The following is a 24770-nucleotide window of genomic DNA, read 5'->3' as shown; positions in this document are numbered from 1 at the left end:
GCTGCCATGTTCACGGACTTCTTCATCCGGCGCCCCGTCTTCTCCAGCGTGCTGTCCATCCTCATCACGCTCGTGGGCGCCATCTCCATTCCCAGCCTCCCCATCGAGCAGTACCCGGAGCTGGCGCTGCCGCAGGTGCAGGTCACCGCCACGTACACCGGCGCGTCCGCGGAGACGGTGGAGAGCGCCGTCACCACCGTGCTGGAGCGCCAGCTCAACGGCATGGAGGGCATGCGCTACATGTCCTCCACCAGCACCAACGACGGCCAGTCCACCATCACCGCCACGTTCGACCCGTCGCGCGACGTGGACCTGGCGGCGGTGGACGTGCAGAACCGCGTGGCCACCGCCACGCCGCAGCTGCCCGCGCAGGTGAACGCGCTGGGCGTCACCGTGCGCAAGGCGCAGACGCAGCTGCTCGTCTCCTTCGGCATCTTCGACAAGGAGAAGCGCTACGACACGGAGTTCCTCAGCAACTACGCGGACGTCTTCATCCGCGACGCGCTGCTGCGCGTGAAGGGCGTGGGCGACGTGCGCATCTTCGGCGAGCGCCGCTTCGCCATGCGCCTGTGGCTGGACCCCACGGAGCTGGCGCGGCGCGGCCTCACCGCGCAGGACGTGGTCAACGCCCTGCAGGAACAGAACGTCCAGGTGGGCGCCGGCAAGGTGGGCCAGGCCCCGTCCTCCCCGCAGCAGGCGTACCAGCTGTCCCTCCAGGTGAAGGGCCAGCTGTCGTCGGCGGAGGAGTTCGGGAACATCGTCATCCAGCGCGGGCAGGACGGCGCCCTGGTGCGCATCCGCGACGTGGGTCAGGTGAAGCTGGGCGCGGAGAACTACCAGCAGCTGCTGCGCTTCAACGGCCAGGACGCGGTGGGCCTGGGCATCACGCAACTGCCCGGCTCCAACGCGCTGGACGTGCGCGAGGGCGTGGAGGCGGAGCTCAAGCGGCTGTCCGCCAACTTCCCGCCGGGCCTCAGCTACCAGGTGGCGTTCGACACCACGGCCGCGGTGAGCGCCTCCATCGAGGAGGTGCTCCACGCGCTGGGGGAGGCCATCCTCCTGGTCATCCTGGTCATCTTCATCTTCCTGCACGGCTGGCGAAGCGTGCTGGTGGCGGTGACGACGCTGCCGGTGTCGCTCATCGGCACGTTCATGTTCGTCAACGCGTTTGGCTTCTCGCTCAACACACTGACCCTCTTCGGCCTCACGCTGGCCACGGGCCTGGTGGTGGATGACGCCATCGTCGTCATCGAGAACGTGGAGCGCGTCATCGAGCACGAGAAGGTGGACGCGAAGGAGGCCACCCACCGGGGCATGCAGCAGGTGGCTGGCGTGGTGGTGGCCACCGCGCTGGTGCTCTCCGCGGTGTTCATCCCGGTGTCCTTCTTCCCCGGCACCACGGGCGCCATCTACCGCCAGTTCGCGCTCACCATCGCGTTCTCCATCAGCCTCTCCGCGCTCGTCGCGCTCACCCTGTCCCCCGCGCTGTGCGCGCGCCTCTTGCGCCCCAACGAGGGCCAGAAGTTCCTCCTGGCGCGCAAGTTCGACCAGGGCATGGACGCGCTCCGGCGCGGCTACGGGAAGCTCCTGCGCCTGATGCTGGGCCGCGCGCGCTGGCTCGTCGTGGGCGTCTTCGCCGTGTTCCTGGTGGGCACGGGCCTGCTCTACCGGTCCACGCCCACGGGCTTCATCCCGGACGAGGACCAGGGCTACCTCATCATCGCGGTGCAGGGCCCGGAGGGCACGTCGCTGGAGTACACGCGCAACGTGCTCATCCAGGTGGAGGACATCATCCGCCAGCAGGAGGAGGTGATACAGATCTTCACCGTGGGCGGCTTCTCGCTCTTGGGCACGGGCTCCAACTACGGCTCGCTCTTCATCAACCTGAAGCCCTGGGAGGAGCGCACGACGCGCGAGTCCAGCGTGGCGGGCCTGGTGGAGCGCCTGCGCGGTCCGCTGTCCCAGGTGGGCGGCGCGCGCGTGCTGCCCCTGCAACCCCCCGCCATCCGCGGCGTGGGCAGCGTGGGTGGCTTCGAGTTCGTGCTGGAGGACCAGCAGGGCGGCCGCACGCTGGAGGAGCTGGCGCAGGCCACCCAGGCGCTGGTGGGCCGGGCCAGCCGGGAGCCGCGCCTGCGCGGCGTGTTCTCCGCGTTCACCGCGGGCACGCCGCAGCTCAACATCGACGTGGACCGGGAGAAGGCCAAGGCGCTGGGCGTGCCCCTGTCCTCGCTGTTCTCCACGCTCCAGGTGTACCTGGGCAGCCAGTACGTGAACGACTTCACCTTCTCCAACCGCGTCTACCGCGTGTTCGTGCAGGCCGCGACGCCCTTCCGCGACAACCCGAAGGACATCGGCAGCTTCTACGTGCGCTCGGACACCGGGGCCATGGTGCCGCTGGAGTCACTGGTGAAGGTGACGCCCATGACGACGGCGCCCAACATCACGCACTACAACCTCTTCCGCTCCGCGAACCTCAACGGCCAGGGCGCGCCCGGCGTCTCCACCGGCCAGGCGCTCCAGGCCATGGAGGATGTGGCGAAGCAGGCCCTGCCGCCGGGCTTCACCTACGAGTGGACGGGCCTGTCCCAGGAGCAGAAGAGCGCGGGCAACACCGTGCTCGTCATCTTCGCGCTGGGCATCGTGTTCGTGTTCCTGGTGCTGGCCGCGCAGTACGAGAGCTTCGCCCTGCCCTTCGTCGTCATGCTCGCGGTGCCCGTCGCGATGATGGGCGCGCTGCTCTTGCAGAACCTGCGCGGGCTGGTGAACGACGTGTTCTGCCAGGTGGGCCTGGTGATGCTGGTGGGCCTCGCGTCGAAGAACGCCATCCTCATCGTGGAGTTCGGCGAGCAGCTGCGCGCGCAGGGCCAGGGGGTGGTGGAGTCCGCCATCAACGCGGCGGAGACGCGCCTGCGGCCCATCCTGATGACGTCCTTCGCGTTCCTCTTCGGCGTGGTGCCGCTGATGCTGGCCAGCGGCGCGGGTGCCGCGGCGCGCAAGTCGCTGGGCACGGCCGTCTTCGGCGGCATGCTCTTCTCCACCTTCGTGAACCTCATCTTCATCCCCGTGCTCTACGCGCTGGTGGAAGGGGCGCGCACGAAGGTCCTGAAAAACCGGCAACACAACAATCCCCCGCCTGGGGCGCCGCACAATCCGCCGCCGCCGTCCATCCCTCCGGAGGGGGAGCCGCCGCGACCCCAGCCGGCGTAGCGACGACCCGCACAGCGGGCAGGCACTCCGGCGCGCTACCCGGCGCTGGAGCGTCCTGGTTATCCTTGGGCGACGCATGCCTTCTCCCCTGACTGTCGATGAGCGGCGTCGGTGGCTGTACACGTTGAAGCAGGCTCCCGCGCTGCGCCACACGCGCGCGTCCGTCCTCCTCCGGCTGTTGGAGAGGGCTCGGCCGGTGGAGCCCCTGCCGGGCGAGTGCATCTGCCGTGAAGGCGAACCGGTGGACGGCGTCTACCTGCTGCGCTCCGGCGAGTGGCGGGTGATGACGGGAGGCACGGTGCTGCTGCACCTGCGCTCCGGCATGTCGCTGGGCGTGGAGGCGCTCGCGCGCGGCACGTGGCCCGTCACGGTGACGGCGGAGTCCGCGTCGTCGCACGCCCTCTTCCTTCCGCGCGCGGAGCTGGAGGCGGTGGCGGGCGCGCCCCGTCGTGCTGGCATCGCGCCGCGCGCGGACGTGGTGACGTTCCGCACGCAGGGGCTGGAGCTGCCGCCCGCGGTGCTGTCCACGCTGGTGGAGCTGGTGGCGAAGGTGATGGTCCACGACTTCGGGGACCGCGTGCTGCTCGTGCGCGCGGGGACGAAGCGCGCGGAGGACACGGTGCGCGGCGCGGACGGCGTGTTCCGCCGCACGGTGGGCCCGCGCTCGGCGTTGCTCGCGGAGGGCGAGGACTTCGACTGCGTGCTGGTGGAGGGCGTGCCGGTGCCGGAGGGCCTGACGCCGCGCGAGGTGGTGCTGCTGCCGCCCGGCGGTGAGGCGGACGGCGGGGGGACGCCGGGAACGCCCGTGCTGCCCACCGTGCTGCTGTCGCCGTGGCGGCCGCAGGCCAGCCCGACGCTGCGCGGGCGCTCGCTGCCGGACGAGGACGGGTGGGACGAGGACGCGCCACCGCCCGGGTGCCGGCTGCGGCTGGACTGGGGGCGGCTGGTGGTGCGGCCCGGGGATGCCCGGCCGCTGGCGGCGCTGGGGCTGGACGCGGGGACGCGGGACGCGCTGTCGCGGTGGGCGCGCGCCATCACCGGACGGCGTGTGGGGCTGGCGCTCAGCGGCGGCGGCGTGTGGGGCTTCTACCACGTGCACCTCTTGCGGAGGCTGGCCGCGCTGGAGGTGCCGGTGGACTTCCTCAGCGGCGCGAGCATGGGCTCGCTGGTGGGCGCGTACTACTGCGGCACCGCGCGCGACGGCCGCGAGGGACTGGACGGCCTGCGCCGGCTCCAGCACCGCGCCAGCGGCGGGCACCTGTCCGCCGCGGCGCTGTCCTCCGTGGTGACGACGCAGGCCATGGAGTGGCTGGTGCGCGGCGACCTGGGGGACCTGGCGCTGGAGGAGCTGCCCATGGGCTTCCTGCCGGTGACCACGGACCTGACCACCGGCCGCTGCGTGGTGCTGGAGAAGGGACCGCTGGCGCTGGCGGTGCGCGCCAGCGGCTCCGCGCCGGGCGTCTGGGCGCCCACGCTCCAGCCGCCCGCGCGCTACGTGGACGGCGCCTTCACCAGCATGGTGCCGGTGGACGTGCTGCTCAACGCGGGCGCGGACCTCGTCTTCTCCAGCAACATCTTCCCCGCGGGCCCCCACCACGCCGCGAGGCCGCTATTGCCCGGAGCCGTGGGGCTGTTCCTCTCCGCGCTCAACCCGGTGGCGCGCGCGAGGGACCTGCTGGCCAGCGGCGTGCTGCTGCTGCACCGCAACGGCGACCTGGAGTCCTCGCGCGGGGACCTGAGATACGACGTGGGCACGCGGGACCATCCGCTGCTCGGGTCCATGCGCTTCACGCACGTGGACGCGGTGCTGGACGAGGCCGCGCGCGACATGGGCCTGGAGCAGAAGCTGCTGGAGCTCAAGCAGGCCTGGGAGTCGCTGCGCGTGCGCAGGACCCCGTCCGGCGGCAGGAGGGCGGCGTGATTCCCGTGCGCATCCTCGGCACCGCGAGCGTGCTGCCCGGCCCGCCGGTGACGACCGCGGAGGTCTGCGCGCGCGTGGGCCGCGACGCGGCGGAGGTGGAGAGGAAGACGGGCATCCGCACGCGGCACTTCGCTCCGGCGGGGACGCGCGCGGCGGACCTGGGGGCCCGGGCCCTGCGGGAGGCCCTGGACGCGGCGGGGCTTCCGGCGACCGCGCTCAAACGGATCCTCTTCGTGTCGTCCATGGGCGGGGACGTCACCACGCCGGCCAACGGCAGCCGGGTGGCGGCGGCGCTGGGGCTGTCCGGCACGTGCGACGCGATGGACGTGGGCAACGCGTGCATGGGGTTCCTGAGCGCGTTCGACCTGGCGGCGCGCTCGGTGGCGACGGGGCTGGGGCCGGTGGGCGTGGTGTCCGTGGAGCTGCTGTCGCGCACCACGCGGCCGGAGGATCCGCGCCCCTACCTGGTGCTGGGTGACGCGGCGGCGGCGGTGGTGCTGGGCGAGGCGCGGCCCGGCGAGGGCGTGCTGGGGGCGGCGTTCGGCAACGACGGCACGCTGCCGCCGGACGTCGTCCTGGAGAACCCGCACCAGACGGGCCAGCGCGAAGGCATGCGCTTCCTCACGCCGTCGCGAGACATGACCCGCGTGGCGGTGGGGGCGCTGAAGCGCGCGGCATCGGCGGTGCTTCAGGGCGCGGGGCTGACGGTGGCGGACGTGGAGTGGGTGCTCACGCACCAGCCGAACGGGAGCATGTTCGCGGCCATCCTCCAGACGCTGGAGGTGCCCGTGGAGAAGAGCGTGACGGTGGTGGACACGGTGGGCAGCGTGGGCTCCGCGTCGCTGGGCACGGGGCTGGACCGGCTGTGGCGCACGCGGCCGGTGAAGCCGGGGGACCGGGTGTTGATGGTGGGCGTGGGCGCGGGCGTGGCGCACGGCGCGGTGCTGTACCGGGTGGGCGGGTGAGGTCGGCGACGGCGGAGGCGGTGAGGGCCGCGTGGCTGACGGCGTTCCGCCTGCTCCAGCGCTACCACCGCTACGAGGTGGTGAACCTGGAGCCGCTCTTGCGCCCCGGCGCGAAGCTGCTGGTGGGCTACCACGGGCGCCCCCTGGCGATGGACCTGTGCATGCTGACGGTGACGCTGCACGACCGGCTGGGCTACCTGCCCCACGGCATCGCGCACGGCGCGTTCGGCCGCATCCCCGGCATGGGGCAGGTGGTGGACGGGCTGGGCTTCGTCACGGGGGACGGGCCGCTGCTGGCGCAGGCGGTGGCGAAGGGCGAGCACCTGCTGGTGCAGCCGGGAGGCACGCGCGAGGGCTGCCGCGACTTCCGGCACCGCTACCGCGTGGACTGGGGCGAGCGGCTGGGCTACCTGCGGCTGGCCGTGCGCTACGGGCTGCCCATCGTCCCCATCGCGGGCCACGGCATGGACGACGCATACGTGGGCCTGAACGACGGCTACGCGTGGGGCAAGCGCGTGGGGATGCCGGGGCGGCTGCCGCTGTGGCTGGGCGTGGGCGCCACGGGCCTGTGGCCGCTGTCCCTGCCGTTCCCGGTGAAGATGACCCAGTGGGTAGGAGAGCCGCTGACGACCCACTTGGCCCCGGGGTTCGACGCGGGAAACCGCGAGGCGCTGCTGACGGTGCACCGCGAGGTGACGGGCGCGGTGCAGGGGCTGCTGGACGCGGCGCGGCCGCGCTGAGCGTCACCACCAGAGCGGACGGCGCTGCGGCTTGTTGCGAACGCAGTACCACTCTGAAATCTGGTGTGCGGCATTCAGTGCGAGCCCGTGCTCCCTGCGCAGCACGTCCAGGAACCCGTGCAGGGACAGGACCCGTCCGCGAAGCTCCTCGATGCCCCGGTGAAGGGCGCGTCGATCATGCAGGATCGCCGTCGTGTCGGGGTGGTGACAGGCATAGGCAATCACGGAGTGCTCCCCCATCCCCTCCGTCACGGGCGGAAGCTGGAGCTGGACCAGCGTCTGGGCTTCCATGCTCTGCGGCACCAGCACGGTGGGCGCACCCGCGATGGCCTTCAGCATCGCTTCCGCTTCCTGGACCAGACGCTCAGGGGCGCCGGCAAGCGAAGCGCCCACGGTCAGCTCATCCCAGACCGTGTCCGTGATGACGACGGGCAGGGCTCCCAGTTCCCGCAGCGTGACGGCATGCCCCGCGCGCTGGACGTTCGCCAGCACGTCCGTGTCGACGACGTACCGGCTCATGTCGCGAGAAGGTCCTCGACAGGGCGCCCGAGCAACTCTCGAGCCCGGCTCGATGAAATCAGCTCATGTGCATGTGCATCCAGGGCACGACGCTCGATGCCGGTGAAGCGCGTATCGTCCTCGAAACCTTCCAGGGCGGTCTCGTCCGGGGCCATCAACAGGGCCTCCACCGTCTCCCGCTCCCGGATGTACCGGAGGTTGTGGAGGTGCCACGCCATGGCGGAGAAGCTGAGGCCAAAGTGCGTGCGGGCCCGGATGACCAGTTCGCGGGCCTCCTTCAGGCCATAGCCTTCCGGCTTCGCGGCTCCCAGGCGCTGCGTCACGGCCTCTTCCGGCGCCAGCAGCATGGCGGCGAACGCATTGGCCCGCTTCTCGGCGGGGGGGTTCTCCATCCAGAAGCGCGACGAGTCCAGGCGCCCCTCGTCCGTGTGGATGTCGCTGTCCGACAGGTCGAGCAACTGGTGCGCCAACTCATGGGCCAGCACGAAGCGGCGCACCGGCTCACGCGTCAGCTCCGCATGGATGACGATGAGGCGGGCGTCGCCCGAGCGGCAGCTGACACCATGCACAGCGGGATTCGTGAAGGCATGGCGGAGGATGAGGACGTCGAAGTGACTCTCCATCAGCCGGCCCAGGTTGCGCAGCGGGCCCTGCCGCTCCGGCAGCAGGGCCCGGACCCTCCGGGCGCACGCATATCCCGCCTGGTGGGCGTTCTTCGTGGGAGGCGCTTCGGGATGGAATTGCTCCGCCAGCCGGGGCACCTGTCGCAGCGCTCCAAGCAGGCTGAAGGCCCGTGCCTGCCGGAGCCCCTCCACGAGGAAGGCCCGATCCACATCGGACAGCGAAGCGCTCATCGCGCTCCCCTTCAGGAGCGCGGTGGGCGCCAGGGAGGCTTGCTCCACGGGCGCGGACGTATGGAAGAAGGCTGTAGGCGAAAGCCCCAGCGCCGAGGCCAACCGGGTCAGCGCGCTGAGGCCCAACGCCTGCTCGCCCTGCTCGAAGGTCCGGATGAGGTGTGCGGAGACACGGGCACGCACAGCCAGGGCTTCGACCTCCAGCCCGGCTTCCTTCCTCCGCTTGGAGAGCCGGCGGCCCAACTCCCGCAGGGCATCCGAGGCGTCATCCATGGGCGGCCCTTGCGTCATGACTCCAGCATCAAGCAGGGCCCTTCGAGTGGCAAGGCCACCCATTGGACGCGGCGCGCGGCTACCAGCGGACGCGGTAGGTGGCGGCGCGGCCCTGGCGGGACTCGACCACGGTGGTCAGGCCCTTCACGCCGGTGGTCAGCGTCCCGTGGTGGCAGATGGAGCCGATGAACTCCGGGTACGTCCCGCCCTCGTTCACCTTGATGCGGTAGTCCGTCTCCGCCAGCCGCTCCACCTCCACGTGCAGGAAGTTGCTGCCGGAGGCCAGGTTGCGCGACGTGCGCTCCAGCGCGCGCGCCGGGCCCAGCAGCTTCAGCACGGTCTGCAGCGCCCGGCCCATGTTCGTCTCGAAGTAGCCCGACACGAAGCGCTCGCCCAGCATCCACTGGGCCTCGTTCATGGACACGTTCGGGAACAGCTCCGTCGCGGAGATCTGCAACACGCGCTGCCAGAGGGCGTTGGGGTACGCGGGCTCCAGCTTCCGGTCCAGGTCCAGCCCGGCTTCCTTCAGCTTCGCGCGCAGCGGACCTTCCAGCCGGCCCTTCAAGGCCAACAGCAGGCCTTCGACCGTATGGCCGAAGACGATCTCGGACGGGTTCGACACGAGGGGCTCCTCCGCCGCGGCTCGGGGGATACGCGGCTGGGTGCCCACTGGTTAGACCGGATACCGACTCGTGAACAACCCCTACATCCCCGGGGTGATGACGATTTCACAGGGAGACAGTCACCCCACCCTGTCGTCAGACATCCCCCCGGTGGATTCGCGGCAATGATTGCCCCTCTGTGCGGAGCACCGGTGGATTCCGTGCATTGGGGGGAGCGCATGAGCTGGAGCATCAACATTCCCGCGGTGACGACGTTGGACCGCCTGCTGGGGGACAAGACCCTGACGCAGGCCCTGGCCCAGGCGGATGGCAGCGGGGACGGCAAGGTTCCCCTCCCCGGCGGGTCGCTCTCCCTGGCCGCGGCCCTGAAGGTGCCCATCGAGCTCTTCAACGACCTGGAGGACAAGGATGCCGGAGGCGTCATCGGCAAGGCCTCCGCTCCCGTCAACAGCCTGGAACTCGACCCGCTCTTCGCTCCCGACGACACCGCGTGCTGGCTGAAGTACGCAGCCGAGTTCAACGCCCAGGCGAGCGGCGAGGGCTCCTTCCCCTTCGTCAAGCTGAGCGGCGGCGGCTCCATCAACGTGCTGGTGGCGGACTACCGGCAGCACCAACCCACCCAGCGGCTGAAGGATGCGCTGGGCGCGGACGCGAAGACCCTGCGGCTCCCCTTCGTCCTGGGGGACGTCCAGAAGCTGGCGCCCGGAGATGCCCTCTCCTTCCAGGCGCGCATCGCCCTGAACGCGGGCGTCACCCTGTCCTGGCCCGCGGTCACCTCCACGGTCGCATCGGTGCTCGCCCTGGAGGTCGGCGGGAACACCGCGCTGCGGATCAAGGCGTCCATGGATGCGTCCGTGGGCGCCTCCCTGCGGATTGAAGACGACCTGCGCCTCGTCTTCTCCCGCCCCCAGAAGGACGGCCCCTTCCGGGTCTCCGTCCGCAAGGCGACCACGCGGGACGCCACCCTGGGCGTCAAGGTGAGCGTGGAGTTCGAGGCGGAAGCGCCGCTGCTCACCGCCATCCTGAGCGCCGGGGCGAACAGCGAGGACGGCCAGCGCGTCGCGGAGCTCGTCGAGAAGCTCGAGAGCGGGACGCTCGGTGAGCCCTGGCTGCCCCTGGCCACCAAGCTGCTCGGCGGGCTCGGCTTCCAGGCGCAGCTGGACGGCACCCTGGCCACGGTCAAGTCCATCTACGGCAAGCTGCGGACCGCGGTGAAGGACGGCCTGCGCGCGACGCTGCAGGCGGGCTTCGAGTACGAGTACGGCCGGTGCTCGGAGGACACGACGCTCCTGGAGCTGGAGCTGCCCCCGGAGGCGATGGCGGACGTGCACGATTCGCTCATCTCCGGCGACCTGCTGCGCATCCAGCGTGGCACGCAGGACGCGTGGATCCGCCGCTACTTCCACGTGCGCACCACGGAGAAGAAGAGCACCCTGGCGCTGTGGCTGGGGCCCCTGGCCAACGCGAGGCACAACACGACGAAGAAGTTCGTCATCCAGCACGCCTCCCTGGACCATGCGCACGGCCCCCGCCGCTACGCGTTCCAGGGGGCCCGGGCCTACCAGCACAAGGGCTGGCTCGCGTCAGGCCCGGTCCTGCAAGGGTTTGATTTCAATGCCCAGATGAAGGACTTCTCGGACCGGCCCACCGCGGACGCCTTCGAGTACTCCTTCTTCGCCCAGTCGCAGTTCGAGGGGACCGTCTCGCTCGAGGACCTGGTGGATACCGCCACCGTGTGGGGCGTCCTGCAGGAGGGAGCGCCCCACGACAAGCTCACCCAGCTCTACGGCTCGGCGCCCGCGGGCAGCCGGGTCAGCGTGCGGCTCGAGCTGCGCATCCCTCCCGGCGCCTTCCGGACCCTGCTGGAGAACCTCGGCACGAAGGACGCCGAGGAGTCGCGCCTCTTCGCCAACGTCCTGGCCCGCGCGCTGCCGAAGGAGAACCTGGACGTGCGCAGGACGCCCGGCATCCGCGAGCGGATCTACGCCCCGCTCTGGAAGCAGTACCTGGAGGACCGCGCGAAGGGCTGGGACAAGAAGCGCATCCTGGGAAGCGTGGAGGACTGGCTCAAGCACCAGAACCCTCCGGCGGCCATCGAGACGCGGAACTGGGAGAAGTCCACGCACTCCGGCGGAGGGCCGGCGCCGAGGACCTTCATGGGCGTGATGGAGAGCGCCTCCCGGTACGGAGGGGACCTCGGTGGCATGCCCTACGGGAACCTCTTCGTCGTGTGGAGCACGCTGACCCGTCAGCTCCAGGCGCTCCAGACCGCCATCCGCGACCGGCAGCTCCTGCCGGAGGACCCCGCGGACTCCATCATCACGGATGCGTTCGACGCGCTGGAGGACGCGGGCTCCAACGCGTTCCGCCTGACCACCACCGTCGCCTGGTTCATCGAGCTCTCGAAGCTCTGGGGCTTCAGGGCGGACGTCCAGGCCGTGTGCGGTGTGAAGGTCGGCAAGCAGGACGAGCTGGTCCTGTCGTCCATCTAGGCTACCAGCGCATCCGGTACGTCGCGGAGGGCCCCTCGCGGGCCTCCACCACGGTGGTGAGCCCCTTCACCCCCGTGGTCAGCGTCCCGAAGTGACAGAGGGCCCCGATGAACTCCGGGTGGAGCCCGCCTTCGTTCACCTTGAGCCGGTAGTCCGTGGGCGCCAGCCGCTCCACGTCCACGTGCAGGAAGTTGCTGCCATAGGCCAGGTTGCGCGTCGTGCGCTCCAGCGTGCGCGCGGGCCCCAGGAACCGCAGCACGCCCTGCAGCGCGCGCCCCATGCGGATGGAGAAGTAGGCCGTGATGAAGCGCTGGCCCAGGTGCCAGTGCGCCTGCGCGGGGGTGTGGTTGGGGAAGAGCGCCTGCGCGGCCAGGAGCAACATCTGGTGCCACTGGTCCTTGGGATAGGCGGGCTCCAGCTCGCGGTCCAGGTCCAGCCCCACGGCCCTCAACCTCGAGCGGAGCGGGCCATCCAGGTGCCCTTCCAGGGCCACCAGCAGGCCTTCCACGGTGTGCCCGAACACGACCTTCTGCTGAGGACGCACGACGGGAAACTCCTTCTCCACGGCGCGGGGATGCGTCCTTCATCGGTAAACGGGGACGGCCCCGGGAACAACCCACCCCTCCCTTCGTGCAGCGGGATTTCCACCAGCGGACGGAGCAACCTCATGAAGCCCGTGGACGGGGTGTCATCCATGGCTTCATCCCGCGCATGTTGCTCAAGGTGTGCCTCAACGGAGCCCGCGCGGCCAGCGATCATCCCCGGCTGCCCATCACCCCCGAAGCGCTCGCGCGCGACGCCGCGGCCTGTCACGCCGCGGGCGCGGGTGCGTTCCACGTGCACCCGCGCGCCGCGCACGGAGGCGAGTCCCTGGACGCGGCGGACATCGGTGCGGCGGTGTCCGCCATCCACCGCGCCTGTCCGGGCGTGCCGGTGGGTGTCAGCACCGGCGCGTGGATCCTCCCGGACGTGACGGCCCGCCGCGCGCGGGTCGCCAGCTGGAAGGCGCTGCCCGCGAGCACCCGGCCCGACTTCGCCTCCGTCAACCTGTCCGAGCCGGGCTGGGAGTCCATCGCGGACGCGCTGCTCGACGCGGGCATCGGCGTGGAGGCAGGCGTGTGGTTCCCGGAGGACGTCCCCCGGCTCCTGGCGTGGCCGCGCGCGGCGGAGTGCCTGCGCATCCTCGTGGAGACGCAGTCCTCCCAGCCGGAGGCCGCGTGCCAGGAGGCGCGGACGCTGGTGGACCTGCTGCGCGCCACGGGCCTGGGCTGTCCCCTGCTCGTGCACGGCTCCGAGGGCGGCGCGTGGGCCGTGCTCGACCAGGCGCTGCGCCAAGGCTTCGATGCGCGCATCGGCCTGGAGGACACGCTCACGCTTCCGGACGGCCGGCCCGCGGAGGACAACGCCGCGCTGGTGGCCAGGGCCCTCCAGTCCGGTCGCGCACGGTGAGACTTCACGGCCCGCATGGGCGGATCATCTCCCCCGAGCCGCATCGCACCGTGATTCCTATGATGGAAGCACCATGCACGTGCCATCAGGAGCAGGTGGGTCCCCTCCAACAGCCTCGGAGGGTGTTCCAGACCCGGCGTGGGCGCTCATCCTCGGCGTCTCCTCCGGCTCGGGCGCGGCCATCGCGGAGGCCGTCGCTCGCAAGCCAGGATTGAACGTCTTCGGCGTGCACCGGGGCCGCTACGTGGACACCGCGCGGGAGCTGGAGGCCCGCGTGCGGGACTTGGGCCGGGACGTGCACCTGCGGCAGGCGGATGCCTCCACGCCCGAAGCCGCCGAGGCCGGCGCGGACGAGCTGCTCCAGCGTGCGGGCCCCCGCAGCGTGAAGCTGTTCGTGCACGCCATCGCCGGCGCGTCCGTGGGCCACTTCCTCTCCGAGGGCCCGGACCAGCTGCACCCGCGCCGCATCCAGCGCACGTTCGACTGCATGGCGCACTCGTTCGTGTACTGGGCGCAGGCGCTGGTGAAGCGCGACCTGCTGGCCCCGGACGCGCGCCTGCTGGGCCTGCAGAACCCGCTGGATGAGACGCACCTGAACAACACCGGCCTCATCAGCGCCGCCAAGGCCGCGCTGGAGATGTACGTGCGGCACCTGGCCATCGAGCTGGGCCCGAAGGGCCACCGCGTGAACCTGCTCAAGTTCGGCACGGTGATGACGCCCGCGCTGCGCCACGTCTACTCGCCGGAGGCGCTGGCCCGGCTGGAGGCACGCCACGCGGCCATGAACCCCGCGGGGCGCATGGGCACGCTGGACGAGGTGGCCCGCTTCGTCACCGTGCTCGTGGGCGACGACGCCGCCTGGTTCAACGGCGCCACCATCGACTTCACGGGCGGCATGACGCTGAAGCTGCTGGACCTGCTGCTCAACCCGTGACGGCCGCCGGAACGCGGAACGTGAGGCAGTAGTAGAACGGTGACACCTGTTCCTCGATGACGCCTTCGGCCCCCTGCGGCAGCAGGTCGCGGGGGCTCTTGGCCTCGCGCGTGTAGAACGTGAGGGCGCGGAAGGCGGCGCGCTGGAACAGCGACGGACGCAAGGCCGCGTCCAGCTGCTCGTCCACCACCACCAGCGGCGTGCCGGGCCGCGCCACGCGCGCCATCTCCCGCAGCGCCACCGCGGGCTGGCGGTAGCCGCCAATGCCTCCGACGTGGAAGACGCGGTCGAACGTCGCGTCGCGGAACGGGAGCGCGTGCGCGTCCGCCACCAGCAGCCGCGTGTCCTTCACGCCCCGGCCCTTGCGCAGCCGCTTCTCGCACTGCGCCAGCATGCCGGTGCTCAGGTCCAGGCCCCACACCTCCACGGGCAGGCCCGGCGGCAGCGAGCCCCGGATGCGCGGCAGGTTCGCGCCCGCGCCCACGCCCACCTCCAGCACGCGCACGGGCTGGCCGTCGTCGCGCGGCTTCAGCGCGCCCAGCTCCAGCCGGCGCATGTACCCGTCGCGCATCCGCGACTCGGAGACGGACTGGAACAGCGGCGTCAGCACGGCCGTCAGCGGATCATGCAGCGCGGGCAGCCCGTCGTAGATGTGGCGCATGAGGCGGTCCGTGCCCTGCACGCGGTCCTCGCGGTACAGCCGGGCGAGCCCGTCCCGCACCTCCCACGTCTCGCCGCAGCCGCCGCAGCGCAGGCGTCCCTCGTCCAGCCGGTCGTCCTCGCTCTGCCCGTGCCACACCAGCTGGCCCCGGCAATCCGGGCACTCCAGCAACGCCACGTCCCGCGCCCACATCATCGCTTCGTCACCCTGCCGTCCCCTGTTCGGCCAGGGTCCGCGCCAGGTCCTCGCGCGCCCCCAGCCGGGTGAAGTCCTCCGCCGCCCGCCGCAGCAGCTCCGCGCGCTCCGGGGCCTCCGGGGGCAGGTGCCGCGCCCACTTCAGCCGCGCCCTCGCGGCCTCGTAGGGCATCCCCCGCTTGTCGGCCTCCACGATGCAGCGCCGCCACGCGTGGAAGGCCTTGGCGTGCTTGCCCGTGAGCCACGCCTCCCAGCCGCGCCACAGCCACGCGGCCGGCTCGCCGAAGGGGAACACGCGCGCGAAGCCCTCCACCGCCCGGAGCGCGGTCCGCGCGCTGTGCGTGAGCGCCTGCAGGCCCGGCCCGGGCGTCTCGCGCGCCCACAGCGTGAGCAGCACCTCCGCCACCGCCGTCGCGCCGAAGTAGACGAAGTGCGCCACCGGCTTGCCCGCCGACAGCCGCACCAGCGCCTTCTCCGCCGCCGCGCGCGCGCCCGCCGCGTCGCCTTCGCGCAGGCACAGGAGCGCCAGCGTGCCATCCACGATGATGCGGTCCGTGGCGCCGCCGTGCGCCTCCGTCCACGCGAGCGCCGGCTCCAGCGCCGCGCGGGCCCGCGCGTGCTCGCCCAGCCGCAGCAGCATGTGCGCGCGATAGTGCTGGGCCCAGTGCTGCGTCTGCTCCGAGCCCCGGCGCACCGCGGACGCCTCCAGCCAGTCCATCAGCGGCAGGCCCCGCGCGAACTGGCCCCGGTACATGGCGGACACGGTGAGCAGCGCGCGGCACTCCTCCGCCAGCCGCAGGTCCCCCACCGAGTCCACGATGGCCGTCGCACGCTGAAGCCACGCCTCCACGTCCTGCCAGCGCGCCTGGTACACCGCGCACACCGCGTTGCGGTTGAGCACGTAGGCCAGGTCCGCCGGGCGGCCCACGCGCTCCGCCACCTCCTGCGCCCGCTTCACCCACGCGTCCGACACGCGGTGCACCGGCACCGTGCCCGCCACCACCGCCATCACCGTGTAGCCGCGCGCCAGCTCCGGCGTGGGCCCCGCGGGCTCGCACAGGTTGAGCATGCGCAGGCCGCTCCAGAGCACCGGCAGCGCTTCCTGCGCGTAGATGAACGCGTCGGTCAGCCGCATGAGCAGCCGGCCCGCCACCCGCCGCGCCTCGCGCCGCCGCCGGGAGTCATCCACGTACGCGTCCGGCCGGGCGCTCTGCGCGAGCCGCGACAGCACCTGCCCCAGCGTGCCCAGCACCCACGCCACGCGCGACGTGGGCACGCGCCAGCCGAAGTGCGCGAGCGCCGCCTCCGCGTGCACCCGGAAGGCCTCCAGGTCGCCCAGCTGGAAGCGGGCCTCCGCCAGCAGCGCCTCCACGCGGCCCCGCTCCAGCGGCGTGGCCCGCGGCGCGACCGTCAGCGCCCGCGTGAGCAGCGGCAGCGCCTCCCGGCACGCGCCCACCGCCAGCGCCTCCTCGCCCGCGAGCCGCGCGTGGTGCGCCTCGCGCTCCGGCTCCCGCGCCTGTCCCCAGTGGTACGACAGCGCGGACGCATGGCCCGTGGGGTGCGCCGCCTCCAGCGCCTCCGCCACGCACCGGTGGAGCACGGGCCGGGCCGCGGGGGACAGGTCCTCCAGGAGCCGCTCGCGCAGCTTGTCGTGCGCGAAGCGCCAGCGGCCGTCGCCCACGTCCAGCACCGCCGCCGCCGCGCAGTCGGTGAGCCACGCCTCCACGTCCACGCCGGGCGCGGCCCGCTCCAGCACCGCCAGGTCCAGCTCCCGGCCGAGCAGTGCCGCCAGGTCCAGGAGCCCCCGCGCCTCCCGGGGCACCTTCTCCAGCCGGCGCTGCACCAGCGCGCGCATGCCGCCCGCCCACACGCGCGCTGGCAGCGCGACGGCGCCCAGCCGGTCCAGGCCGCCCGCGTCCTCCGCCAGCGCGCGCACCACCTCCACCAGCAGGAAGGGGTTGCCCTCCGACTCGCGGCGCAGGAGTTCCACCACGTCGGGCCGGCGGCCCACCGGGCCCAGCATGGACTCCCCCAGCTGGGCGATCTCCTCCGCGTTCAGCCGGTGCAGCCGCAGCGCGCGGGTGCCGGACAGGCGCTCGGGGAGCTGCGGGGACTCGTCGTCGCGGAAGCTCGCCAGCAGCAGCAGCGGCAGCCCCGCCGCCCTCGCCGCGAGCTGCGCGAGGAGCTGGAGGGACTCGGTGTGCGCCTGGTGCAGGTCCTCCAGGATGACCACGGTGGGCTGCGGCAGGCGGGCGAAGAGGTCCTCCACCGTCTGGTGCAGGCGCAGCTGCGCCATGTCCGCGTCCAGCTCCGGGGCGGCCGGCACCTCGCGGCCCAGGAGCGCCTCCAGGTCCGGCACCAGCGGCCGGAGCACGCGCGCCTCGCGGTCGGAGAGCTCCGTGAGCATGGGCAGCCAGCGCAGCACCGCGCGCCACTCCTGGTACGGCACGCCGCCGGTGTCCACCGCCTGGCCGCGCAGCACCACCGCGCCGCGCACCAGCGCCAGCGAGCGCACCTCCTCCAGGAGGCGCGACTTGCCCACGCCGCTCTCCCCACCGATGAGCCACGCGCCGCCCTGCCCCGCGAGCGCCGCGTCGAGCACATCCGTCAGGTGCTCGCGCTCCTTCACGCGGCCCACGAAGCGCGCGGACTGGAGGAAGCTCTCGCGCGTGGCGGCGGACTCGGCGGGGCGGGGCTGGCCCACGGCGGCGCACAGCGCGGCGATGACGGCCTCCGCGTCGCGCGGCCGGCGGTGGGCCTCCGGCGCCACCAGCTGCTCCAGCACGGCCTTGAGCTCGGGCGGGAAGCCCGGCGTCGCGAACACCTGGCCCGCGTGCGGCAGCCGGCCGAAGAACATCTGGCACGCCATGGCGCCGAAGCCGAAGAGGTCCGTCAGCTCGGAAGGGGGCTGGTCCTCGAAGAGCTCCGGCGCCAGGTAGCCCGGCGTCCCCGCGGGCTGCGCGCGGCGGCCCTGCTGGTCCCGGCCCACGGCCAGGCCGAAGTCCAGCACCTTCACCTGTCCGCGCACCACCAGCACGTTCCCGGGCTTCAGGTCGCGGTGGATGATGCCGCGCCGGTGCAGGTACGCGAGCGCCTGGAGCGTCTGGATGAGCAGCCCCACCTGCGTCGTCAGGGGCGCGTCCGTGCCGGCCTCCACCAGCGTGCGCGCGTCCTCCAGGAGGTCCATGGCCAGGTAGGGCCGGCCCTCCGCGTCGAACCCGTAGTCGAGCACGCGGATGACGTGCGGGTGGCGCAGCGACACCAGCGTCTGGAACTCGTGGGCCAGCGACAGCGCCATGCCCTGCGTGGCGAAGGCGGAAGGGGTGCCTCGGCCCGGGCGCCGCGCCAGGTCCGCCACCGTCTTGTGCAGCCGCTTGAGGGCCACGGGGCCGGAAAGTCCGTCCTGCGCGCGCCACACCGTGCCCGCGCCCCCGCGTCCCAGCAGGTCGAGGATGCGGTAGCGGCGCCCCACCACTTCTGGATCCATGCCCGGAGACGTGTCGGCGTCCGGAACATCCATCCGGGAGGAAGGCTGGAAAGAGAGGGGGTGAGACATGAGGGGGAGCCGCCCTGCGCGTGAGGATATCCCCCCTTCTCGTGCGGGAGGGGATTGAATGCATCCGGGGGCAGGCGAAGCAGGAGGCGCTTCGGACCCTGGGGAGCAGCCCGGCGAGCGGGGCCCGGCAGGGCTCCTTCCCTCCGGGTCAATGACACACCATTTCTTGGAGACAGGGAGGACACCGATGGCGGGCTACGACTTCGACTTGTTCACAGTGGGCGCGGGGTCGGGCGGCGTGGCGGCCAGCCGGCGCGCGGGGTCCTCCGGCGCGAAGGTGGCCATCTGCGAGGAGGGGCGCGTGGGCGGCACGTGCGTCCTGCGCGGGTGCGTGCCCAAGAAGCTGCTCGTGTACGCGGCGCACTACCGCTACGACATGGAGGACGCGGCGGGCTACGGCTGGACGGTGAGCGGCCCCGCGCTGGACTGGAAGAAGCTCCAGGCGGTGAAGGCGAAGGAGCTGGACCGGCTGACGGGCATCTACGGGCGGCTCTTGCGCGACTCGGGCGTGACGCTGGTGGAGGGCCGGGGCCGGGTGGTGGACGCGCACACGGTGGAGGTCGCGGGCAAGCGCTACACGGCGGAGCGCATCCTGGTGGCCACGGGCGGCCGGCCCTACCTGCCGGAGGTGCCGGGCATCGAGCACGCGCTCACGTCGGAAGAGGCGCTGGAGTTGCCCGCGCTGCCGCGCCGGGTGGCGGTGGTGGGAGGCGGCTACATCGGCGTGGAGTTCGCGGGCATCTTCGCGGCGCTGGGCGTGAAGGTGACGATGCTGATCCGCGGCGACACGGTGCTGCGCGGCTTCGACAACGACATCCGCGCGGCGCTGACGCAGGAGATGCGCAAGAAGGGCGTGGACATCCGGCCGGAGACGTTCGTCCAGGACATCGAGAAGCGCGGCGACGGCACGCTCAGCCTGATGACGCGCACGGGGGACACGCTGGAGGTGGACGCGGTGCTGTACTCCACCGGCCGCGTGCCCAACACGAAGGGCCTGGGCCTGGAGGAGGCGGGCGTGAAGCTGGACGCGCGCGGGGCGGTGGTGGTGGACGCGCAGTCGCGCTCGTCGGTGGAGAGCATCTACGCGGTGGGGGATGTGACGGACCGGCTCAACCTCACGCCGGTGGCCATCGCGGAAGGCAGGGCGATGGTGGAGACGCTCTACCGGAACAACCCGGTGACGATGGACCACGAGAACGTCCCGTCCGCGGTGTTCAGCCAGCCGCCGGTGGGCACGGTGGGGCTCACGGAGCGCGAGGCCATGGAGCGCCACGGCAAGGTGGACGTCTACGTCTCCAGCTTCCGGCCCATGAAGCACACGCTGACGGGCCGGGATGAGCGGTCGATGATGAAGGTGGTGGTGGAGCGGGGCACGGAGCGCGTGCTGGGCTTCCACATGGTGGGCGCGGACGCGCCGGAGATCATCCAGGGGCTCGCGGTGGCGCTGAAGTGCGGCGTGACGAAGAAGCAGCTCGACGCCACGGTGGGCATCCACCCCACGGCGGCGGAGGAGTTCGTCACCCTGCGCGACAAGCGCCCCGACCCGTCGGAGAGCGCCACGCTGCTGGAGCTGGGCCGCGAGGTGGTGGCCACACCGCCGGGGGATCAGCGCAAGTAGTCAGGCCTCTTCGTCAGGGAGGAGCGTGCGGAGCAGTTCGTCGTCGGGGCCCAGTGGGAGCCAGCCGGGAGGCGGAGGATTGGCGAGAAGCGAGTCCCCCGCCTGCCTGACGCGCTCCTCATGCGTTGTAGGGGTAAAGCCTGACCACAAGCCAAGTGCCTTGGCGACCTTGAAACGATTGGCGTCATCCAGCATGGCCGGCCAGCCGTCGGGAAGCCCCTTCCACAGCTCGCGCACAAGCTGCCCGCGCACCAGGCGCGTCAGTTGTTTGCTTCGCTCCGCTTCGGCCACCAATCCGCTGAACACCTGCGCTCCAGCGATGTCATCAGGCCCCAACTCCTCAGCCAGCGACACCAGCGATGCGGTGGGGCGCGATTCAGCGAAGGCAGTCAATGAATCGAAGCCCCGCGCCCGGACTCGCTCATAGAGACGAACCTTCCAGTTGCCTTGCCATGAGCGCCCGTCGCTCATCGTCCCCTCCACGGGGTGAAGCTCATCGGGACTCTGTACACGTCCATGACCTCAGCGACGATGTCCAGGATCTCATTCCGCGTCAACATCCGCCCGACCTTGGCCTCGGCGCTACCCAGCGTGCGCATGATCAGCTGATTCCACTCGCCGGGCCACATGCGCCCCAGCTTCCAGTTCCCTCCACCGTGAATGGCTTCGTGGTCGGCCCGCTCCATCCGTACACAGAACTGGTCGATGTCCAGGTCCCCCTTGAAGCCGCGCTGCTCGAACCACTCGCGGTGCTCTTGAGGCAGGACGTGGTGTTTCGGAGCATCGGACATGCCCGCCCCTGCCCTGCCGGTGACGTGCATGGCCCGAACCTCCGGACTGTCCCCCAGCGCATCGCGTACGCCCTTGGGGAGGTCCCGAGGCCCTTGCGCCATCATGACCTGCCCGCCCTGAATGAGGACCGCCGCGCTGGCGGCAGGGACGGAGATGACGCCCGCCTGCACGAGCCTGCGCATCATCTCCACCCACTCGGCGGAGACCACCATGCGCGAGCCCACCACGACGCCACCCGAGTTCATCACCAGGCCCGCGCCAAGCGTCGCGGGAGCGGAGGGAGGCATCCGCGGTAGCGACATCCTCAGCGTGGAAATCATCGTCACCATCTCCACCGCCCGCATCGCCGCGATGATCTGCCCGCCGAGCTTCATGGTTGCCCGGGTCTCCTGATGGAGTGTGTCGAACTCACGGGTCAGCCTTCCCATCAGCGCGGGCATCGCGGTCGCCGCCGCCTCCACCCGCTCAGGCTCAAGGGATGCAAGCTCCGTCAGCGTGGGCTCCATCAGTCCCTGCACACGACGAAGGTCGACGAAGAGCTTCTCGACGCTGCACATCGGACAGTGGCGGAGCACGGCGTCCGCGAGGTGCAGGAAGTCCACCCAGGTGGCCAGCAGGAGCGTCCCGAACTGAGCCGCCTGGAGCTTCGGCCCCGTCATGCGCAGGAGCCCCAGCTCCATGTCCGTGTCGCCGACTTCCGACGCCGCTCCTGTCAGCGCGGTGGCACTCCCGAGCGCACCATGAAGCCACGTCACCTGCTTGGAGCCATGGTCGAGATAGCGCGTGAACACGCCATTGAGGCCCCATCCTCCGAGGGTCGGAGGGCGGGCCGCCAGCTTGGAAAACGCGGCTTCAACGCCGCCGAGAGAGCCCTTCACGTCCGCGATGCCCGCGAGCACGGCTTCACGCGTCGAGGCATCACGGTCCCGCGCGGCCTGTCGGCGCTGCCGTTGCTCCGGCCCGGAGAAGACGGGCGTCCCCATGGGCGTGTAGCCCAAGCGCCTCGGATGCGGTGCGGAGGCACATCCCGTGGCCAGCATCACCAAGACCAGCACCCGAAGGAGCACTGTGCGGTCGCGCAGCCTCGGGTCGTCCCACTGTTTCCGGTAACGGGTGGCCATGGCAGCCCGCCCCTCAGTCGACGTGCTCAACGCCATGTCCGCTCCCGGTGCCTCGACGGAGCGCGACGGTAGCACGCACCTTTCACCCACTTCGCCGCCCTGTGCGCACACCCACTCCGTGCGGACAGCGAACACTCGTCTTGTCCCAGCGGGTGACACCCCTTCCGGGGGTGCCTACCCCTGAAGGTCAGGAGGCGCGGGCAACGGACGTGGGCAAGGGCGGACGATGGTGGGGGGGAATCATGGGGGCGTTGCTGCTCGCGGGATGTCCGTCCGCGTGCAACACGAAGGAATCGTCCCGCCCATTCCAGCTCACGGGGCAGGTGGGGTCGCGTGGGGCGGGCTTCGCGGCGGCGCTGTACCAGACGACGGGCGTGCGGATGGAACCGCGCAACCGCATCCGGTGGGCGAACAACGGCGCCGTCTTCGACGTGATGGTGGAAGAAATCGGCCGGGCCCGCGCCTCCATCAACCTGGTCATGTTCATCTGGCGGCCGGGCCGCGCGTCCGACCGGATGATTGAAGCGCTGGCCGAGCGTGCCAAGGCGGGCGTGCACTGCCGCGTGCTGGTGGACCCGCTGGGCAGCGGCCCCTTCGAGAAGGAGGTGAAGCCCCGGCTGGAGGCGGCCGGCTGCCAGGCGCACCTGTTCCGCCCGCTGCCGGCGGACGAGAACCTGGCGCGCAACCACCGCAAGATTGTCGTGGTGGACGGCCGGGTGGCCATCACCGGCGGGCTCGCCATCCAGGACGAGTGGCTGGGCAACGCGCGCAACGAGAAGGAGTGGCGCGACACCAACGTGCGGGTCCAGGGCCCGGTGGTGGCGCAGCTCCAGCAGGCGTTCGCGGAGAACTGGCAGGAGACGACGGGCGAGCTGCTGCCCCAGACGGACTTCCCCACGCTGTCCGTGGAGCAGCCCGGCCTGGACGCCGCGGGCCAGGGCTGGGCGGCCTTCGTCAGCAGCACGGCGAACCCGGAGGTGACGCGCGCGGAGCGGCTGACGCAGCTCATGGTGAAGGCGGCGAAGAAGCGGCTGTGGATTTCGCAGGCGTACTTCACGCCCAACGACGCGCTGACGTCGCTGCTGGTGGAGAAGGCGCGCGCGGGCGTGGACGTGCGGGTGCTGGCGCCGGGGGACAAGAACGACCAGCGGGCCATCACGGTGCTCCAGCGGCAGACCTACGACACGCTGCGGGCGGCGGGCGTGCGGCTCTGGGAGTACCAGCCGTCAATGATGCACGCGAAGACGATGCTGGTGGATGACCGGCTCGTGCTGGTGGGGTCCATCAACTACGACGCGCTGTCGTTCAACCTGCTGGAAGAGGGCTCCCTGGTGCTGGAGGACGTGGAGGCGGCACGCCAGCTGGAGGCCATCTTCCTGGAGGACCTGACGCACGCGCGCGAGGTCCAGGCCGAGCAGGCACAGCGCTGAAGCATCGGCTGTCCGGTTTCACGCGCGGCCCCGGGAAACAGTGGGCAAGGGGTGGCCGTGTGCGCAAGAAGGGCCTCACGGGCCAGGCAGGTCACGGCCCGGGAGGCATCGCCATGAGCAGCGCAGCTCCTCGTCATCTCTTCGTCGCGGGCGCCACGGGCGCGACGGGCCGCACGCTGATGCGGCAGGCCCTGGCCCGGGGCGTGTCCGTGACGCCGCACGTACGGCCCAAGAGCGTGAACACGGAGCCCGCGAACCACTGGCCGAAGAAGGCGGTGCTGGAGCTGGCGGACGGACCCGCGTTGGTGGAGGCGATGAAGGGCAGCACGACGGTGCTCCAGCTCATCGGCACGATGCGCAAGCGCTTCGCGGCCGGTGACACCTACGAGACGAGCGACATCGGCACCACGCGGCAGCTGGTGGACGCGGCGAAGGCCGCGGGGGTGGACCACTTCGTGCTGCTCACGTCGGTGGGAGCGGGGAGTCCGGTGGGCGCGTACCTCAAGGCCAAGGCGGAAGCGGAGCGCATCGTCCGCGAGAGCGGCATCCCCTACACGATGGTGCGCCCGCCCGCGCTCGAGGGCGAATACCACGCCCCGCCCGGCATCCTGCACGCCCTGGGCAAGCTGCCCCTCCTGGGCAACCTCAAGCCCATGCACCTGGATCAACTGGCCGCGGTGCTGCTGCGCATCGCGGAGCGTCGGGCACCGCTGGACACGGCCCTGGAAGGCAAGCGCCTCTGGGCGGAGGTCGAAGCGGTAGGCCGGTAGCTGTCAGACCCTCCAGGTAGGAAGGCTCTTCCGCTGCGCGAGCACGCGCCGCATGGAGGAGCTACAATGAGGAAGATGGCGACCCGCGAAGAGCTGCTTGCCCAGGCCCTGCGACTGTCCCCGGACGACCGGGCCCGGCTTGCCCATGAGCTGCTCGACAGCCTGGGGGAAGGCCCTCCGGAGGACGTGGAGCAAGCCTGGGGTGAGGAGATCAGCCGCCGCGCCCGGGAAGTCCTCGACGGCACGGTGGAGCTCCTCGATTTCGACGACGTGCTGAAGGAAATGAAGGAGCGAATGGAGCGGCGGCGGCGATAGGGGCTCCAAGCGCATGCGCATTCGACTGCATCCCGACGCTGAGCCGGAGTTGCGCGACATCGACAGGTGGTACGAGAACCGGCGAGAGGGACTTGGCGACGCATTCATCCTGGCCGTGGAACAGGCGAAGAACCACATCCAGGAGCACCCGGACCGCTGGCCCTTGTGGCCAAACCTCCGTCACACACCACCCATCCGCCGCTTCCTGCTTCCGGAGTACCCCTTCGCCCTGCCCTACCTCGTTCGCGACGAGGACGTGGTGGTGCTCGCCGTCGCGCACCTGCGCCGCCGGCCGGACTACTGGCTGCCCCGCGCGCGAAGCCGCCCGTAGGCCC

Annotated in this window: 20 protein-coding genes; 12 read left to right on the top strand and 8 right to left on the bottom strand. The window is 71.5% G+C overall.

Features of this window, described 5'->3' with window-relative positions; genetic code table 11:
* Window positions 1-6: 6 nt before the first annotated feature.
* The 4 genes from NR792_RS28075 to NR792_RS28060 all read left to right on the top strand — a co-directional run bounded on the left by NR792_RS28075 (window position 7) and on the right by NR792_RS28060 (window position 6833).
* Window positions 7-3207 carry an efflux RND transporter permease subunit gene (locus tag NR792_RS28075; RefSeq protein ID WP_375755769.1) on the top strand — a complete coding sequence of 1067 codons (3201 nt, stop codon included), beginning with the start codon at window positions 7-9 and terminating at the stop codon, window positions 3205-3207.
* 76 nt (window positions 3208-3283) lie between these two features.
* Window positions 3284-5128: a cyclic nucleotide-binding and patatin-like phospholipase domain-containing protein gene (locus NR792_RS28070; RefSeq protein WP_375755768.1), complete on the top strand. Its 1845-nt coding sequence runs from the start codon at window positions 3284-3286 to the stop codon at window positions 5126-5128.
* Window positions 5125-6093 (top strand): 3-oxoacyl-ACP synthase III family protein, encoded by a 969-nt coding sequence (locus tag NR792_RS28065; protein ID WP_375755767.1) that lies wholly within the window; start codon window positions 5125-5127, stop codon window positions 6091-6093. The genes NR792_RS28070 and NR792_RS28065 overlap by 4 nt, the downstream gene beginning before the upstream one ends.
* On the top strand, window positions 6090-6833 hold the full coding sequence (locus NR792_RS28060; protein WP_375755766.1) for a lysophospholipid acyltransferase family protein: 744 nt from the start codon (window positions 6090-6092) through the stop codon (window positions 6831-6833). The genes NR792_RS28065 and NR792_RS28060 overlap by 4 nt, the downstream gene beginning before the upstream one ends.
* 3 nt (window positions 6834-6836) lie before the next feature.
* Here NR792_RS28060 and NR792_RS28055 read toward each other — a convergent pair whose 3' ends face one another.
* The 3 genes from NR792_RS28055 to NR792_RS28045 form a co-directional block, all read right to left on the bottom strand.
* Entirely contained in the window at window positions 6837-7352 is a 516-nt protein-coding gene (locus NR792_RS28055) for a hypothetical protein (protein WP_375755765.1), read from the bottom strand.
* Entirely contained in the window at window positions 7349-8479 is a 1131-nt protein-coding gene (locus tag NR792_RS28050) for a helix-turn-helix domain-containing protein (RefSeq protein ID WP_375755764.1), read from the bottom strand. The genes NR792_RS28055 and NR792_RS28050 overlap by 4 nt, the downstream gene beginning before the upstream one ends.
* Window positions 8480-8558: 79 nt before the next feature.
* Complete coding sequence (locus NR792_RS28045; protein WP_375755763.1) at window positions 8559-9101, bottom strand: DUF2378 family protein; 543 nt, start codon at window positions 9099-9101, stop codon at window positions 8559-8561.
* 219 nt (window positions 9102-9320) lie between these two features.
* Here NR792_RS28045 and NR792_RS28040 point away from each other — a divergent pair, with 219 nt between their 5' ends.
* Window positions 9321-11594: a hypothetical protein gene (locus tag NR792_RS28040; RefSeq protein ID WP_375755762.1), complete on the top strand. Its 2274-nt coding sequence runs from the start codon at window positions 9321-9323 to the stop codon at window positions 11592-11594.
* Between the two features lies 1 nt (window position 11595).
* Here NR792_RS28040 and NR792_RS28035 read toward each other — a convergent pair whose 3' ends face one another.
* The gene (locus tag NR792_RS28035; protein ID WP_375755761.1) at window positions 11596-12138 is read right to left on the bottom strand and encodes a DUF2378 family protein; all 543 of its coding nucleotides are present in this window, start codon (window positions 12136-12138) and stop codon (window positions 11596-11598) included.
* A gap of 167 nt (window positions 12139-12305) precedes the next feature.
* On the opposite strand from NR792_RS28035, the gene NR792_RS28030 reads away from it, so the two are divergent.
* Window positions 12306-13043, top strand: a complete 738-nt coding sequence (locus tag NR792_RS28030; RefSeq protein WP_375755760.1) for a 3-keto-5-aminohexanoate cleavage protein — start codon at window positions 12306-12308, stop codon at window positions 13041-13043.
* Window positions 13044-13116: 73 nt separating this feature from the next.
* On the top strand, window positions 13117-13977 hold the full coding sequence (locus NR792_RS28025; RefSeq protein WP_375755759.1) for an SDR family NAD(P)-dependent oxidoreductase: 861 nt from the start codon (window positions 13117-13119) through the stop codon (window positions 13975-13977).
* Here NR792_RS28025 and NR792_RS28020 read toward each other — a convergent pair.
* On the bottom strand, window positions 13967-14833 hold the full coding sequence (locus tag NR792_RS28020) for a methyltransferase domain-containing protein (protein ID WP_375755758.1): 867 nt from the start codon (window positions 14831-14833) through the stop codon (window positions 13967-13969). The genes NR792_RS28025 and NR792_RS28020 overlap by 11 nt on opposite strands.
* Before the next feature lie 7 nt (window positions 14834-14840).
* Window positions 14841-18320: an AAA family ATPase gene (locus NR792_RS28015; protein WP_375755757.1), complete on the bottom strand. Its 3480-nt coding sequence runs from the start codon at window positions 18318-18320 to the stop codon at window positions 14841-14843.
* A gap of 256 nt (window positions 18321-18576) precedes the next feature.
* Here NR792_RS28015 and gor point away from each other — a divergent pair, with 256 nt between their 5' ends.
* On the top strand, window positions 18577-20007 hold the full coding sequence (gor, locus tag NR792_RS28010) for a glutathione-disulfide reductase (protein WP_375755756.1): 1431 nt from the start codon (window positions 18577-18579) through the stop codon (window positions 20005-20007).
* Here gor and NR792_RS28005 read toward each other — a convergent pair whose 3' ends face one another.
* A complete protein-coding gene (locus tag NR792_RS28005; RefSeq protein WP_375755755.1) occupies window positions 20008-20478 on the bottom strand; it encodes an NUDIX hydrolase in 471 nt (156 codons plus the stop codon).
* Window positions 20475-21920, bottom strand: a complete 1446-nt coding sequence (locus tag NR792_RS28000) for a DUF2380 domain-containing protein (RefSeq protein WP_375755754.1) — start codon at window positions 21918-21920, stop codon at window positions 20475-20477. The genes NR792_RS28005 and NR792_RS28000 overlap by 4 nt, the downstream gene beginning before the upstream one ends.
* Before the next feature lie 242 nt (window positions 21921-22162).
* Here NR792_RS28000 and NR792_RS27995 point away from each other — a divergent pair, with 242 nt between their 5' ends.
* The 4 genes from NR792_RS27995 to NR792_RS27980 all read left to right on the top strand — a co-directional run bounded on the left by NR792_RS27995 (window position 22163) and on the right by NR792_RS27980 (window position 24766).
* Window positions 22163-23350 (top strand): phosphatidylserine/phosphatidylglycerophosphate/cardiolipin synthase family protein, encoded by a 1188-nt coding sequence (locus NR792_RS27995; protein ID WP_375755753.1) that lies wholly within the window; start codon window positions 22163-22165, stop codon window positions 23348-23350.
* A 113-nt stretch (window positions 23351-23463) separates the two neighbouring features.
* Window positions 23464-24120 carry an NAD(P)H-binding protein gene (locus tag NR792_RS27990; protein ID WP_375755752.1) on the top strand — a complete coding sequence of 219 codons (657 nt, stop codon included), beginning with the start codon at window positions 23464-23466 and terminating at the stop codon, window positions 24118-24120.
* 75 nt (window positions 24121-24195) lie between these two features.
* Window positions 24196-24435 (top strand): addiction module protein, encoded by a 240-nt coding sequence (locus tag NR792_RS27985; RefSeq protein WP_375755751.1) that lies wholly within the window; start codon window positions 24196-24198, stop codon window positions 24433-24435.
* A 13-nt stretch (window positions 24436-24448) separates the two neighbouring features.
* Window positions 24449-24766 carry a type II toxin-antitoxin system RelE/ParE family toxin gene (locus NR792_RS27980; protein ID WP_375755750.1) on the top strand — a complete coding sequence of 106 codons (318 nt, stop codon included), beginning with the start codon at window positions 24449-24451 and terminating at the stop codon, window positions 24764-24766.
* Window positions 24767-24770 lie beyond the last annotated feature (4 nt).

This window comes from Corallococcus exercitus (assembly GCF_042231735.1).
GTDB lineage: Bacteria > Myxococcota > Myxococcia > Myxococcales > Myxococcaceae > Corallococcus > Corallococcus exercitus_B.
Note: the sequence above shows the minus strand (reverse complement) of the source record. Positions and strands in the feature narration are given on the sequence as shown.